At 47.1% G+C, this 15695-nt stretch carries 12 protein-coding genes; 3 read left to right on the forward strand and 9 right to left on the reverse strand.

Annotated elements, in window-relative coordinates; translation table 11 throughout:
- Window positions 1-6: 6 nt before the first annotated feature.
- The 8 genes from rplI to GKG41_RS08765 form a co-directional block, all read right to left on the reverse strand.
- A complete protein-coding gene (gene rplI / locus GKG41_RS08730) occupies window positions 7-453 on the reverse strand; it encodes a 50S ribosomal protein L9 (protein ID WP_154258130.1) in 447 nt (148 codons plus the stop codon).
- Window positions 454-2496 carry a DHH family phosphoesterase gene (locus GKG41_RS08735; protein WP_154258131.1) on the reverse strand — a complete coding sequence of 681 codons (2043 nt, stop codon included), beginning with the start codon at window positions 2494-2496 and terminating at the stop codon, window positions 454-456.
- A 929-nt stretch (window positions 2497-3425) separates the two neighbouring features.
- Window positions 3426-4457 (reverse strand): NAD(P)-dependent alcohol dehydrogenase, encoded by a 1032-nt coding sequence (locus tag GKG41_RS08740; protein ID WP_154258132.1) that lies wholly within the window; start codon window positions 4455-4457, stop codon window positions 3426-3428.
- A 25-nt stretch (window positions 4458-4482) separates the two neighbouring features.
- Complete coding sequence (locus GKG41_RS08745) at window positions 4483-5028, reverse strand: D-lyxose/D-mannose family sugar isomerase (RefSeq protein WP_154258133.1); 546 nt, start codon at window positions 5026-5028, stop codon at window positions 4483-4485.
- A 25-nt stretch (window positions 5029-5053) separates the two neighbouring features.
- Window positions 5054-7570 (reverse strand): sugar-binding domain-containing protein, encoded by a 2517-nt coding sequence (locus tag GKG41_RS08750; protein ID WP_154258134.1) that lies wholly within the window; start codon window positions 7568-7570, stop codon window positions 5054-5056.
- A gap of 43 nt (window positions 7571-7613) precedes the next feature.
- Window positions 7614-8447 (reverse strand): carbohydrate ABC transporter permease, encoded by an 834-nt coding sequence (locus GKG41_RS08755; RefSeq protein ID WP_154258135.1) that lies wholly within the window; start codon window positions 8445-8447, stop codon window positions 7614-7616.
- Between the two features lies 1 nt (window position 8448).
- On the reverse strand, window positions 8449-9342 hold the full coding sequence (locus GKG41_RS08760) for a sugar ABC transporter permease (RefSeq protein ID WP_154258136.1): 894 nt from the start codon (window positions 9340-9342) through the stop codon (window positions 8449-8451).
- 78 nt (window positions 9343-9420) lie between these two features.
- On the reverse strand, window positions 9421-10758 hold the full coding sequence (locus GKG41_RS08765; RefSeq protein ID WP_154258137.1) for an extracellular solute-binding protein: 1338 nt from the start codon (window positions 10756-10758) through the stop codon (window positions 9421-9423).
- 262 nt (window positions 10759-11020) lie between these two features.
- Here GKG41_RS08765 and GKG41_RS08770 point away from each other — a divergent pair, with 262 nt between their 5' ends.
- Both GKG41_RS08770 and GKG41_RS08775 read left to right on the forward strand, forming a co-directional pair.
- On the forward strand, window positions 11021-12736 hold the full coding sequence (locus GKG41_RS08770; protein WP_173015697.1) for a histidine kinase: 1716 nt from the start codon (window positions 11021-11023) through the stop codon (window positions 12734-12736).
- Window positions 12733-14250 (forward strand): response regulator, encoded by a 1518-nt coding sequence (locus GKG41_RS08775; protein WP_154258139.1) that lies wholly within the window; start codon window positions 12733-12735, stop codon window positions 14248-14250. The genes GKG41_RS08770 and GKG41_RS08775 overlap by 4 nt, the downstream gene beginning before the upstream one ends.
- Here the strand turns inward: GKG41_RS08775 and GKG41_RS08780 are convergent.
- Window positions 14229-15050 carry a helix-turn-helix domain-containing protein gene (locus GKG41_RS08780; RefSeq protein WP_256282226.1) on the reverse strand — a complete coding sequence of 274 codons (822 nt, stop codon included), beginning with the start codon at window positions 15048-15050 and terminating at the stop codon, window positions 14229-14231. The two genes, GKG41_RS08775 and GKG41_RS08780, sit on opposite strands and share 22 nt — an antisense overlap.
- Window positions 15051-15154: 104 nt before the next feature.
- On the opposite strand from GKG41_RS08780, the gene GKG41_RS08785 reads away from it, so the two are divergent.
- On the forward strand, window positions 15155-15670 hold the full coding sequence (locus tag GKG41_RS08785) for a sporulation initiation factor Spo0A C-terminal domain-containing protein (RefSeq protein WP_243141004.1): 516 nt from the start codon (window positions 15155-15157) through the stop codon (window positions 15668-15670).
- The last annotated feature ends 25 nt before the right edge of the window (window positions 15671-15695 follow it).

A 15695-nucleotide genomic window follows, 5' to 3' on the forward strand; every position in this document is an offset into this window, starting at 1 on the left:
GCCTCCTTAAGCTTCTCTTACGATAACCTTCAATTCTGCCGTTACCTTAGGGTGCAGGCGGATAGGAACCATAGTTGTGCCCAATACTTTTATAGGACTTGGAAGCTGCATCTTCTTTTTGTCAATCTCATATCCAAGCTGCTCCTTTGCCGCCTCTGCAATTTCCTTTGTAGATACAGAACCAAAAAGCTTTCCGCCCTCTCCTACTTTAATGGACAGTACTACTTCTTTTTCTTCCAGCTCTTTTTTGTATGCCTCTGCAGCCTCCAGCTGTTCTTTCGCAACCTTATCTTCATGTGCCTTCTGAAGCTTCAGGTCATTGATATTCTTAGCGTTGGCTTCTACCCCGAGCTTCTTTGGGAACAGCATATTTCTGGCATACCCGTCACTTACATTTACAATCTCTCCCTTTTTTCCCAGGGACTTTACGTCTTCTGTTAAAATCACTTTCATTTAAATATCTCCTTCTTCCAGCATTTCATCAATTGTTTTCTTTAATAGTGCAACCGCCTCATCCAGGGTGATGTTCTTAAGCTGTGCGCCTGCAATGTTAATGTGTCCGCCTCCGCCCAGCCGTTCCATAATCAACTGTACATTCACCTCATCGATGGCTCTTGCACTGATATAAATCTGATCGTTATATTCCGTCAGCACAAAGGAAGCCTTGACACTGACAATATTCAGCAGCTCATTGGCCGCCTGAGCCGCTACCACCGTAGGGCTGTCCAGTCCTTCACTGGGGCACACTGAGATCGCATAGCACTCCCTGTAATTCTCCGTATGCCGCACAGCCTCTGCCCGGGCTTTATAGGATTCCATATCGTCACGGAACATCTTTCTCACTCTAGTAACATCTGCCCCGCATCGCCTCAAAAAGGCGGCGGCCTCAAACGTCCTCACCCCGGTTTTTGCCAGGAAATTATTCGTGTCAATCATAATGCCCGCATACAGGCTGTCCGCCTCCACATTGCGGATGCGGATATCATCGGAAAAGTACTGCAGAATCTCCGCTACCATCTCACAGGCTGATGACGCATAGGGCTCAATGTATGAAAGCACTGCATTCTGGATTACTTCACTGCCCTGCCTGTGGTGATCCAGTACCACAATGGTTTTAGTCATATGGAGTAAATCGTCACACTCTGTATAGCTTGGTTTATTCGTATCTACCACAACCACGACTGTGTTATTGTCCACAATCTCTTTTGCCTCATAGCTGTTGATAAACATGTTCTCATCATAATCCGGATTATTCAGGAAGCTCTGCATCAGCGGCCGGATAGACATAGTCGGATTGTTGACCACAATATGGGCCCGTTTATTCAGTGACTTAGCCGCACGGTAGATTCCCACACCTGCGCCGAATGAATCCACATCGCTGATCTTGTGTCCCATGACAACAACCTTATCCTTGCTGCTCATAAATTCTTTCAGCGCATGAGCTTTTACCCTGGCCTTTACCCTGGTGCTCTTGCCCATCTGCTGGGATTTGCCACCGAAATACGAAATCTGGTTGCCGTCTTTTATAACCACCTGATCTCCGCCCCGGCCCAGAGCCAGGTCAATGGCAATCCTGGAATATTCGTAATTCTGAGCATAACTGCCGGAATTAATTCCGATCCCGATACTGATCGTCACGGCCATATCATTTCCTATATTGACAGTTTTGACATCCTCCAGAATATCAAATCTCCTTTTTTCAAGCTCCATCAGAGACCGATTCCGCATAACCAGAAAATATTTATCCTTCTCCAGCTTTTTCACAAGCCCGTCCAATTCACCAAAGTATTTATTTAACTTACGGTCAATTAAGGCTGTAAGCAATGAACGCCTTACTTCCTCCACACTGTCCAGCGCCTCATCGTAATTATCCAGATATAAAAGTCCTACAACAAGCTTTTCTTCCTCATTCTCCCGGATATAACGGTTTATCTCCGTCTCATCAAAAAGGTATAAGGCAACCAGATAATTCTCCCCCTGAGCCTCCATCATATCAGAACCTTCAAACAGCTCTGCCATAGATACCTTTGTCATAGAAGCCCTGAAGTCTTTTTTCTCAAACTGAAAACACAGCTGAGTGCGCTCTTCCTCCCTGGGAAGGGCATCGGCCGTTATGTCCTCAAATATTGATGTAATTGATTTATGATACTTCTTGCTTTTCCCTGTCATCTGAGAAAACTCATGATTCATCCAAAGCAGCTTCCCCTGGGAATCCATCAGCGCATAAGGCAGCAGAAATTCCTCCAGCAGGTTCTTCTGCACCTGCCCATACTGGGTAGCAAAGGATATCAGCTCACTCATAAGGACGGGACGATTGTAAAAATACAGTATCGCCACAATCAGAATATAGACTGCAAGAAAAATACTGGCCAATGCCCCAGCCTGTTTGTTTACCACATAAAGGGCAATATTCATAATCAACAGCAAAACTGTCAATATAGCCGGCCACTGTAGATAAGTCTTTAATTGTCCTTTAATCTTTACTTTTTTCTCCATTGTCTCTACCTATACAACTTTTTACTTTTTTCCATACTCCGTATATTATACCATTATTCATGGTATTAGCAAAGTTTTTTTTCTTTTGTAGGGAGGAGGGGGATTCCATGAAGGTTTTTTGGGGGGAGTGTCGCAGATTGACGGTCAAGGGAGGAGGTCTTGGGGCCAGAGGTACTGGGTGGATCTGCTTGCTACTGCGTTTCTCCTCTGCTAACTGCCTGGCCGTTCACTAAGAAGCTCAGGAAAGCCTTCGCTCCTAAGTGACCGCCGGCAGTGGATCTTCGGACGCACTCCGTAGTCTGCACAGATCCACCCAGTACCCCTGGCCCCAAGACCTCCTCCCTTGACCTGGCAGAGACTCACTTCACATTCACGGAAAACGGGTGGGGAAGGTCGGGAGTTGTACACTCTTCCTCCTGTTTCTCACTATTGGCGACTTGATGTTTTGGATAAACCGCCAAAAATCTCCCCCTCCTGGAACTTCCCTATACCCAGGTGAGAGGAATTCTGGGGCGGTGGGCTGGCTGGTTCGGGCGGGAGGGAGGGCTTAAGTTCCGGGGACGATTCCGCAGGAGTGAGTAGAGCGTCTTAGGCAAAACCGGGATTCCCGCAGGAGATTTTTTCGGCAGTCCGGGCCGAAAAAAAGTGAGCATGGGCAGAGAATGCACATCAAGCATTCTTTGACCATTCGAACGGTGCTCCGGCGGGGATTCCGGTTTTGTCTTAGACTCTCTTCGCGACGGAGGTGTCCCCGGAACTTAAGCCTCCCTCCCGCCCGAACCAGCCAGCCCGCTGCCCCAGAATTCCTCTCACCGTCCCCCTGCCACCCCATGCCCTCCGACTGGGCAGTCTCAAGCTTAAGAAGTTAAACCCCAAGTATATAAAAAAGCAGGAACCATCACAAACCATGCAATAGTCCCTGCCAAATACTACATCCTAATAACCGCCTTCACCATCTCTTCTTTCCTGTGAATACTATCCTCCAACGCGTCCCCAATCCGGGAAAATTCATAGGTATCGGTGACAATTTTTTTCACCGGAATTATCCCGCTGCTCACCAGCTCGATGGCTGTGGGGTACAGATTTTTATATCGGAATACTGTGTGCAGCTTAGCCTCCTTGCTCATCAGCGTTCCAAAGTCATATGGGAAAACGGGATTGGCTGCCATGCCTACCAACACCACGGTTCCTCCTCTTTTGACCAGCTTTGCGGTCTGTTTTGTGGTGAACTCTGTGCCTGCTGTCTCAAATACCAGATCTACACCTTTTCCCCGGGTAAGTTCCATAATTGCTTCTTCGGCATTCTGTTCTCTCCCGTGAATCACTGCAGACGCTCCCAGTTCTTTTGCCATCTGCAGGCGCTTTTCTATAACATCCACCACATATACGCTGCAGATTCCCATAGCTTTCAATGCCATCAAGGTGCATAGTCCAATACAGCCGCTGCCTAAAATAGCAGCTGTCTGGCCTACTTTTCCCTCTGACTGTTCTGCGGCGTGGAGCCCCACGCACAAAGGCTCAATCAGCGCCCCCTCTATGGTATCCATAGTATCAGGAAGCCTGTAAACCATATCTGCAGGATATCTGATATATTCTGCAAAGGCGCCGTCATACGGAGGTGTGGCCAGGAATACCACATCCGGGCAGAGATGATACCTTCCGGTCTTGCAAAACTCACATTTCCCGCAGGGATATCCCGGCTCCACAGCCACCAGATCCCCCTTCTCCAGGCCTTTTACCCCATCGCCCACTTCCACAACTTCTCCGCCGCATTCATGTCCCAGAATCATAGGCTTTTCCACCACGAAATCTCCGATGCGTCCATGCTCATAATAGTGAACGTCCGAACCGCAGACTCCGCAGTGTAAAACCTTGATTAAAACTTCATCCCTGCGGATAACGGGAATATCCCGCTCCTGCTCTTCAACCTTTTTTATATCTGTTAATACTGATACTTTCATAGTCTCACCTTTCCTATTGTGCCGGTTATTCAATCACAGGGGTACGGTTAATCTTCGGATCTGTGAAAACATCATATTCATCCAGGCTCTTTGTACTGAACTCAGAGATTACCGCACCCTCCGGGCCGGCCTGAAACCAGTGCTTTGTGTTGGGAACAAGAGTATACTGTTCTCCGGCACGGAGTACAATCTCATGTCCGACGGTGTAGGTGTCCTCATATCCCTCCGGTTTCTTTCCAAGGGGATTGGCAGTCTCTTCCCCTTCCACATACAGGTACACGCTTCCGTACCGGCAGCGGAATGTTTCCTCTTTTCCCTCATAGTGCAGCTCGGGTATGGGTCCATGGCAGTGTTCCGGACAAGTCTGGCCGGGAAAGAGAACCATTTCCTTTGCACAGCATCTGTCCGTATTCACAAAAGTGACCAAAATCAGCCCAATGTGTTCCAGATCCTCCAGTCCGAAGTCTGCGATTTCAATTGCAGCCTTTTCTTCTTCCGTCAAAACAATTGCAGCCTTTTCATAAAATTCCAGCGCCTTTTTCCTGGCTTCTTCATAACATTCTTTGCGCATTCTATACCTCCTGCATAGTTATCCTTTATTTTACCTGTTTGATGACAGGTTCCTTCCCGCCAATTCCCTTGATTCTGAAGGTTTTTACCTCCCCGGGAAGCAGATCGAAATAGCAGTCGGAGCAATCGTAATCTCCCTCCGCATAAACCCCGTGTACAAAGCCGTCGGCGGTAACTGTAACCAGTTTATCCTCACCCTCCTGGCGTACCTCCACAGTTCTCACAGGGTTGGGTCCGAAGTTCAGCTGACGCATGTCATCGGTGCGCAGCCATATATTGTCAATGGCATCACTGTCTGTATAGAGCATTACCGTACCGGCAGTATAATCTCTTTCAGGAAGCTTTTCCTTCAGAAGATATGTCCTCTCTCCTGCAGGAACTTTAAGTACGATGTCTCTGAGCTCCTTCACCTTTCCGTCAAAGGAGACGTAGCCTAGCTTTCCGGAAACCTCCAGATCCTCCGGATAGTCATTGGCCCCCTGCAGTACCAGCTGCCCGTCTGCTGCCCGCATAGTAAATTTCTGATGGGCGAGAGCCCGTTTTACCGCATAAAAAGGAATCTTTCTTCTCAGGTAATAGTCTATAATAGTCCAGCCCACTTCTCCCCAGGCATCATTGTACATCCAGAACAAACCGCCGCCGCAGTGTTCTTTGAAGCGGATAGCCTCCAGTGAATATCCGTACATTAATCCATGTACCATTCCGCCGTAGAGAATGTAATCGTCCAGGGACAATGTCTCCGGGTGATCCAGATAATTTTTCTCAATTGCTGCATTTACGGTTCCCTTTTCAAATACATTGGAATGCATGTGCCAGATATTTCCTTCCCTGTCCATGGAAGCTCCATCCATATATTCTTCTGTGCTTTTCCTGCAGCATGGTCCGATAAAGCCGTATTCGCTCACAAACTTTGATTCTATAGTGTCGTAATCCTTTGCCTCGATACGCTCTTCCATCTTTTTGCTCATGAGAGCATTGTGCCAGCGGTGAACATCTCCAACGGTATCATCATTGGGAAGCTCCCCTCCGTAGGGTGAGCTGTTCCAGTAAGGAATCTGCGGGCAATTGTTTCGTATAATCTCCTTAGCCATAAGATTGGCAATTCTGAGTCCATACTGGTGCTCATATGAAAATTCTATTCCCCATCTGGGATTGTCAATGGAATTAAAGATCCAGTGTACCTCATTGGTGCCGCAGTATAACCCCATACAGCAGTGGTTTCTCAGTCTCTTGGTCTGATAGTCCAGCTCCTGGCGCATTTCGTCCCGGAACCATTGCCGGTGATCCGGATAAGTAGAACAGGCAAACATAAAATCATGCCACAAAAGGAGTCCTTTTTGATCACATAATTCATAGAAGAGGTCTCTCTCATACAGGCCTCCGCCCCATACCCGGATCATATTAAAGTTGGCCTCTGCCGCCTCGTCTGTGAGCACATGGTACTTTTCATCCGGTACTCTTGCATAGATAAAATCATTTGGCACCCAGTTGCCGCCCTTGCAGTAAATGGGTTTTCCATTGACAACCAGAATGAAATTTCTGTCCTCCCCGGAAATCACACTGGTATCCAGCTGTATGGTACGGATGCCAAAGGAGAAGGCAGGGTATTCCTCCACATCCCGGCCGCAGGCAGCGCATACCCGCACTTCATACAGAGGCTGCTCCCCATATCCGTTGGGCCACCACAGACAGGGATTCTTAACTTCCAGCTCCAGATCCAGATAGTTATATCCTGAGGTGAGAAGCTGTTTTTCCAATTTAGCCTCCGCGCATACCGCTCCCTCTCTCACCATCTGAACCGTTACATCACAGCTTTTGGAACTGATGAAACACAGATCCTCTATATTTACCATGGCGTGTACCCGGGCAGTTTCCCCCAGCTTTTCGGTATGTAAGTGTACCTCGCGGATGGCAATGGTCTTATAACTTCTCAGGCAGACGTTTCCGGTGATTCCTATGGTGATTACTTTAGGTCCCCAGTCCCAGCCTACAGTATACTGAGGCCGCCTCACAAAGGAACGCCGGCCGTCCCCCCGGAATTCACCCCCGTTATTACTCTCCAGGCAGACTGCATGGTCAAGCTCTGCCAGATCCTCCTCTGCCACTTCTTCCAGACCGCTGGTGACTCTCACCATAATCTCGTTTTCTCCCGGCACCAGAAGCTCCTTAACATCGTACACAAAGGGGTAGTGCACATTTCTGTGGCAGCCGATAAACTGTCCGTTTATAAAGATATCGCTTCTGGTATCCAGTCCCTCCAGGACCAGTTCAACGATATCATCCTCCATGCATACAGCGCTTCCGTCGAATGTCTTCCGGAACCACCAGGAGCGGTCTTCTATCCACTCAGACTCTCTGCAGTAGTCGGAAAGTACAGGATCTTTAATAACCCCCGCCTCAATCAAAGGCATTCTCACATCTGCCGGCAGACTGCAGTCATACCAGCCGTCTGTCTGGCGGTCTATCTGGCTTTTGTATTCCTTCCCCCATTTTAAAGGGGCCTCGTGAAGCTGCCAGTTCTCATTTAAACACAATTTTTTCATTCTGTATCCACCTCTTCTTTTCTTATTATCTGAAACTTATGTCTTATCCTTTAACCGCGCCTGCAATCATTCCCTTAATAATCTGTTTGGAGAATGAGAAATACAAAACCACAGCCGGTAAAATTGCGATCAGCATAGCGGTCATCATCTTAGGGTAATCTGTGGTAAACTGACCTTTAAAGAGGGTAATACCCACAGGAACGGTCATCCACTTTTCTGAATCAATCAAAATCAGGGAAAATGTAAATTCATTCCATACATAGAAAAACTGTATGATGCCCACAGTCACTAAGATAGGCTTGCACATGGGCAGGATAATGGAAAACAGGGTTCTGTGAAGGGAACTCCCGTCAATGGCCGCCGCCTCCTCCACTTCCAGGGGAATCGATTTCACATAGCTTTCCACCAGAAAAATAGCTATGGGCAGCGAAAGGGCTGTGTACGGAAGCACCAGCGTAAACCAGTTGTCCGTCAGACCCATCTTCGTAAAAAGAACATACATCGGTACCATCAGAGCGTGAACCGGCACCAGCATCCCCACCAGGAAATATCCATAGAGCGCCTTTCTCCCTCTGAACTTGTATCTGGAGAGGAAGTAGCCTACCACGAATCCGATGAGCAGGATAAATACCAGGGAAAGAAAACTGTTTCGTATGGTGTTTCCCATCCAGGTAAGAATCTTGCTGTTGGTAAATATAGAGATGTAATGCTGAAAATTCGGGCTCTTTGGCAGTGCAATGGGGCTCTGGTAAAATTCCGCCTTATCCTTCAGCGAGGAGTAGAACAGCCATATCGCCGGAAAGATACAAGACAAGGAAAATAGTATCAGCACAACATTTGGTATAATTCTTAAAATCTTTCTTCCTGCTTCTTTCATCCTAAACCTCCTTATCCTTCCCGAACCGCAAAAGCAGTCCCCGGCTTCCCGCCACCAGAATCAGGCTGACAATCAGTATGATAATGGACATAGCGCTGCCGTATCCCATCTTATACGACATAAAAGATGTCTTATAGGCATACATGGCCATAACACTGCTGGACGTACCAGGTCCGCCTCCTGTCATAGCATAAATATGATCAAAAATCTTCATGTTGCCCGCGATACAGAGGGTAACGCAGACAATCAGTGTATTCTTAATCAGCGGAAGCGTGATATAAATAGCCCTTTTAAAGCCGCTTGCACCGTCAATTTCTGCCATCTCAAAGATCTGAGGATCCACGGAAGATAGGGCTGACATGATAATCAGCAGGTAATATCCCACATACTGCCAGATCAGCGGAATTGCCACCAGCAGAAGCACCAGCTTATCATTATTCAGCCATGCCTGAGCCAGATCCCCCTGACCGATTACCTTCAGAAAAGAATTCAAAAGTCCATAGTGGTAATCATAGAGCATATTCCAGATAAAACCGATGACAACAGCGGAAAGAACCGCCGGGAAGTAACTCATGGTACGGTGGAACCCTTTAAACTTTATGTGCCGTCCGTTCAGCATCACTGCCAGGATAAAGGCAATTCCTATCTGCCCTGCCAGACAGACTATGGTAAGATAAATATTATTCCCCAGAGACTGGCGGAAAACCGGGTCCTTGATAACGTCCAGATAATTCTGGATTCCCAGAAAAGTCTTATTCGTTCCTCCTGCCCAGTCGAACATTCCGTAGTAGGCGGCAAGGCATACCGGAACCAAAATAATAAAGCTGTACCAGAGAATACCGGGAAGCATATAGAGGAATATAGTCCGCTTTTTTACTTTTAAACAACTGCTCATACACTCACACCTTTCCAATTTTGGGCAAAAATAGAGACGGATCTTCTGCGGACAGAAGTTCCGCCTCTGTTTTAGCCACTATTTTAATTTATCCTGCTCCGCCTGAATCTCTGCCGCCAGATCCTTCGGTTCCTTTGAACCATTCAGCAGATCCTGTATTCCTGTATTCATCACCTCGATGACAGCTCCGTCCATAACCAGATCGTATACCGGAGTAAAATTCAGTTCATTGGTGAGTGCGATAAAGTCCTGGGTCAGCTGAGGAAATGCAGAGACATCCACATCCTCTACAAGACCGGCTCCCATAAGCCCGTGTTCTTTGGCTGCATATTCACACATCTCATATCCTGTGGTAGAGAAGATAAAGTCCATAGCTGCATCCAGCTTTTCCCCTGTGAGGTTTTTGTTCACTGCAAAATACCATCCGCATCCCCCGGAGATGCTTTCCGGCTTACTTCCATCCTCTGACGGGAGAACAGCGACCTTTGTATTCTTAATGGTCTCCTCATCGGCAAAGGATTCAATTGCAGCTACGCTCCAGTGTCCGGAGACAACTGCTGCTGCCCTGCCCTGGGAATAATACTCAACCCCCTGGGTCTCTGTTATGGTGTTAAAATCAGGATTCAGTACATTTTTCGTGGCCAGTGTCTGCAGTCTCTCAAGTGCTGATACAAAGGAATCATCTGTAAACTTTGCTGTCCCGGAATTGTCGATGATACTGTTTGTCCAGTCGGTTCCTGTAAAACGGTCACCTAAGGTAGACAGGATGCAGGATTCCGCCGCCCATTTCTCACTGTTGCCCAGAGCAATGGCTGAAATACCCTGTTCCTGGAACTTTTCTGCTGCAGCGTAGATGTCGTCCCAATTATCCGGGAAGGAATCGTATCCTATGGATTTCCACAGTGCCTCGTTGTAGTAAACCACAGAGGTTATAGACATCTGGTTGGGCATACCGTAGATCTGGCCGTCCCTGGTGGCTGCGTCAAATACACCCTCTCTGAAGTTATCTTTATATTCGTATTTGTCCAGATATTCGTTAATAGGGGCTACAATTCCGTTTTCCACAAAATTATCTACCCAGGAGCCTTTTACCATAAACACATCCGGCACCTCGTTCACAGCGGCCTGTGCCTGAATCTTTGTTGAATAATCGGACTGAGACATGGCCTGCTGGGTTACTGTGATATCCGGGTGATCCTTCTCATACTGCTCCACCATGGCCAGATAGCTGTCACCCACTGCATTGCTCTCCCGTTCTTCCTGCAGGTAATAATGTGATACCGTAAGTTCGATTCCGTCTCCTGTCCCTTTTTTGCCCTCCGCTTTTGCGTCATCCCCGCCGCCGCAGGCAGTCAGTCCAGTTACCGTAAGTATCCCTGCCATCAAAAGCGCAGCAGCTTTCATTTTCCTTTTCATTCCCAATACCTCCAATTCGTTTTTGTTAGATTCATTATATCGGCCCCGGTAAAAAGAAAAAACCGAAGTTATTGTTTTTGATATCCTGTTAAAATGACCGATTAAGGGTCTTTCAGCCTCTCTGGGGCGAAAACATCCTAAGTTATTTACCAGTATCCCAAAAAATTATCTCCTTGGGGATTCTCCCCCTATTTCATTGACACTCTTTGTCTTCTGATGATAAGATCCAACCAGAGAACAATCTGCCATAAGGAGTATGACTATGAAAGTTAAAATGACGATGCGGAAGAAAATTATTCTGTTTTTCCTCTGCCTTGTAGCGATTCCCATTCTTATTATATATATTGTTGCCAGTAACCTGTTTATAAAAAGCGCCCAGAAGGATCTCAAGAATCTCTATGCTGCCAACATCAATGAGGTGGGGAAGAATATTGATGTCTTCTTCAGCGATGCCCTGGACTTAACTCTGTATCCCCTCATGGAGCAAAACCTGAGAACCTTTCTCACAGAGCCCCCCTCCAGTCCATCTTATCTGAAAGACAAAAAAAATGCCAGCGATATTCTCCTGTCTATGCCCTACGGGTTCTCCTCGGGTATCCACGGCATTACGCTGGCTAACATGGTGCCGGATATGATTGGGGTGGGATCTAATATCCGTCTCACCAATGAGGATGCGGCAGCTGCCAAAGAACAGAACGCATCCCCCAGCTGGGATTATTCCGCTGCCAGAGAGAAGAACGGATATCTATATCTCACCCGGCTGTTAAAGAATCCCAGCAATATCTCCCAGCACATCGGCTATATCAAGCTCTCCATCAGCTGTGCTAAGATAAAGGCTGCTATTCTGGAAAACCAGAAGGATGATCAAACCTCCTATTTTCTTCTCTCCCCGGACAACGGATGTCTGGTCGAGTCAGATACCAGCCAGCAGTCAGAATTTCCCAAAGAGGAGCTTTCGTATCAAAAGCTGTCCCAGCTGGCTGCTTCCGGGGAAAACAGTAAGATTATAAGCAACCGGATTCTCTCGGCCTACTCCATAGAGCATACGGATCTTATTATATACAGCATTACCAGGCCGGACGTCCTCACGGTGGTGAAAAAGACCTTTCTCTCCAACATGATGATTCTGTCTGTCCTGGTATTCGCATTTTCCATTCTGCTGTCACTGGCTTTTGCCAAGATCATCACCAAGCCCATGGATATGCTGGGAAGACGCATGGCCTCCCTGTCCAATGAAGACTTTTCTGTCCGGGTACCGGTAAAGGGGACAGATGAAATCTCGGTCCTCTCTCATCATTTCAATGAGATGGCTGAGAAGCTCGAATTTCTCTATAAAGAGGTTTACATGGGCGAATTAAAATTAAAGCAATCCCAGCTTGATATGCTTCAGACCCAGATCAACCCCCATTTTCTCTATAATACACTGGACACCATCTATTGGATGGCCCAGATGGGAGATACCCAAAATGTAAGCACCATGGTTTCCAATATGTCGAAAATGATGCGCCTGACCCTCTCGCCCAAGACAAACGATAAGATTCCCCTGGCACAGGAGTTAGAACATCTTTCCTGTTATATCACGATTCAGCAGATTCGCTACGGAAACAAGGTTCAGTTCTTCCAGACCTGTCCGGAGAATCTCCTGGATGAATATGTTCTCTGTTTTCTTCTGCAGCCTTTGGTGGAAAACGCATTGGTTCACGGCCTGAAAAACAGCCTCCACGGCTTTGTACGGGTCACCGTCTATGAGGAAAACGGCAATATTATATATGAGGTAGCCAATACCGGCGAATTGATCTGTCCGGATGAGATCAGTGCCATCCTGGCCGACCCCACAGATTCACAGAAAGGGCTCGCCCTGAAAAATATCAGGGAGCGCCTCCGTCTGAAATACGGGGAAGCTTATCCTATGGAATATTATGTAGAAAAGGAATGCAGTGTATTTAAAATCACGCAGCCAAAGGAGAGTACGATATGATAAAGATATTGATTGCAGATGATGAAGATTTTATCCGGCACGGCATGCGCTATGCCATTCCCTGGGAAGACAATGGAATGGAAGTCATAGGAGAAGCCGGCAACGGTGAGGAAGCCCTGCAGCTTGCGGTGCGCCTCCGGCCCGACATTGTCCTGGCAGATATCCAGATGCCCCTTATGGACGGTCTGGAGCTCGCTCAGCGGCTCAGGGAACTGCTGCCGGAAACCCGGGTAGTAATTCTCACTGCTTACGGAAATACCGAGAATCTTACCAGTGCCATCGATGTCAAGGTAAGCGCCTTCCTTTTAAAGAGTGCAGACAGCAAAAAGATCCTGGAATCTGTGATTAAAGTCAAAAAAGAAGTAGAGGCGGCCCAGGCCAGCTCCCATAAAGTTTCTCAGCTCAAAGATATCTATGAAGAAAACCGCCATCTGATTAAGGGCACCCTGCTCTCCCGGTTTCTGCAGAATCAGGTTTCCTATTCCTACTTTGCAAAAAAGGCCGGCAAAATAGGCCTGGAGCTCTTTGCCTCTTCCTATGCACTGGCCCTGATCCGCACGGACAGTACCGATGAGAAGCTGGTTCTTGGCAGTCTGATCCAGCATTTTCTGCGCTTTCAGCCCTTTGCCTTTTTTATTCGGGATCACCAAGCCATTGTTATTCTGAATACAGAAGAATACCCTTTGGACCGGAATGCCATGGACGATATTCTCCCCGGTATTCTTCCGGTCACCTTTGGCAATTCCATCGTTGTAATGAGGGATATTACTTCCCCAGAAGAATTCCCCCTGGTCTACACGGTACTCACCCAGGCGCTGGAACACTGCTTTTGGAACACCGGACAGCCCTATACACTGCTCACCCCGGAACAGCGTTTTTCTTCTGACCCGGAGATACAGCCCTACACCTATGAAAGTCAGCTTATAACAGCTATACTTTCCAGGGACTCCGGAAAGATCCAGCAGCAGCTTCATACCTATTATTCCTACATGGAAGAGCATAAATGCTCCCGTCTGCTGTTTTTGGAATCAGTCAAACGGCTGGCAGTCCTGCTGGGAGCTGTCTCAGAGGATACCGCAGATATTCTGAAGATAAATGCGCTGATGGAAGAACTGGAAACCCCCCGGGAGATCATGGATCTCATTGCAAGCCTTGCCCTTCCTTCCAAAACGGAACACCCTGCCCATTCCCAGATTGCGCCTGCACTGCACTATATACATCAGCATTACACGGAAGATATCCATCTTGAGGACGCGGCGGGAGCCGCCTACCTCTCCCCAGGCTATCTGAGCCGCATCTTTAAAGCGGAAACAGGCTATTCCTTTAAAGAGTATATCCACAGACTCCGTATTCAAAAGGCCCAGGATCTGGTGTGCGGCACAGATCTCAAATATTATGAGATAGCGGAACAGGTGGGATATAAGGATTACAAATATTTTTCCGCATATTTTAATAAAATTGCAGGATGCAGTGCAAAAGAATACCGGAACACTCACAGCCGGTCATCTATATGAGTCTCACCCTCCCTGCCCTTAATAAGCCGGGGGCAGGGAAGATACTCTATGGAAACTTCATTTTTAATGACACCTATAAATTTCCCCATTCTCTTGCAGTCTAGTTTTTTAGTAATTACCATATCGTCTATGTTGCCGTTGAGAGATTTTAATAAATGTTTCTCTTTATAGTGATAGTACCTGCCAATATAGAGATACCCCTCCTTCAGAAACATCCAAATCTCCCCCTGCTTAGGCATAACTCCATCTTCATACCGGAATCCCAGAAAAGACCCTCTGAAAAACTGAGGCTCCAGAGCATTGTCGCAGATGTGCACGCAAAAAGTACAATCCCTGGTAAAGGAATTGTTGTCTGCTACAATCATTTTTTCTATCTTGCTCTCATATTCCCCCAGCCCGTCCACTACGTTGGTGAACTCAAAACATCTGAGCCGGATCTTATCCTCCGTTTTCAGATAGATCATGCGGTCATATTCCAAATCTATGATAAACTTAATATATTCCTTCACATGTGGCGCCAGCTGCTTCATCTTATATACGTATTCCTCGTACTGATAAGGAATTTTGGGTTCCCGGTCAGAGAACTCATCCATGGAGCACCGGAGGGCAGAGGCAATGGACTGCATAGTTTCAAACCTGGGATCCGGGGTATCCCCGCTGCTTATTTTCGCCAATGTACTCAGAGGAATTTTGCTTATTTTTGCCAATTCCTCCAAGGTATACCCCCGGTCTCTGCAAATTTTTTTAATCTTTTCCCTTTTCAATATATCAGCCCTTCCATATTTGGTATTTTTATACATATTGCGTGAATTGACATTAATCGCTGCTCTTCTCTATAATTTACCATATGCGGTATCCCAAGGTTGTACAGAAACCGCCAAGAATAAGATGGAGGAACACTATAATGGAAATGAAAACTCTGCAAATCGTATTTTCGGATGACAAAATTTCTAATGTTAGTTTAACTGACGAAAATGGAAAAGTAAACCAATTGTTGTCAGGACTACTGCAGATAGGCCAGGCAGCAGCAATACCGTCTCCTGCGGAGGCTTGTCCAGAGGATGAAAGCGTCTCCAACAATCTCACTCTTTTGCTGAATCATCTGGGGCTTTCACCTAATCTGAAGGGTTACTATTATATCAAACATGCAGTTCTCCAGGTAATGAAAGATCCCAGCCTTCTGGTGGGAATCACCAAGAAATTGTACCCTGAGATCGCAGACGAGTATCACACAACCACCGGCAGCGTGGAACGCTCTATCCGCCATGCTATACAGATTGTCTGGAGAAGCGGGCACAAGGAGCGGTACTGCCGGCTGACCCGCAGCACTATAAAAGACAAGCCAACCAACAGTCAGTTCATTGGAATCCTGGCTGAATACATAAAAATTGCAAAGGTAAATGATATGGCTATCGGCTGAAGAGCACTTTGGCCTGCGGCCTGAA

The sequence above is a fragment of the Lactonifactor sp. BIOML-A5 genome (genome assembly GCF_009677585.1).
Classification (GTDB): domain Bacteria; phylum Bacillota; class Clostridia; order Lachnospirales; family Lachnospiraceae; genus Lactonifactor.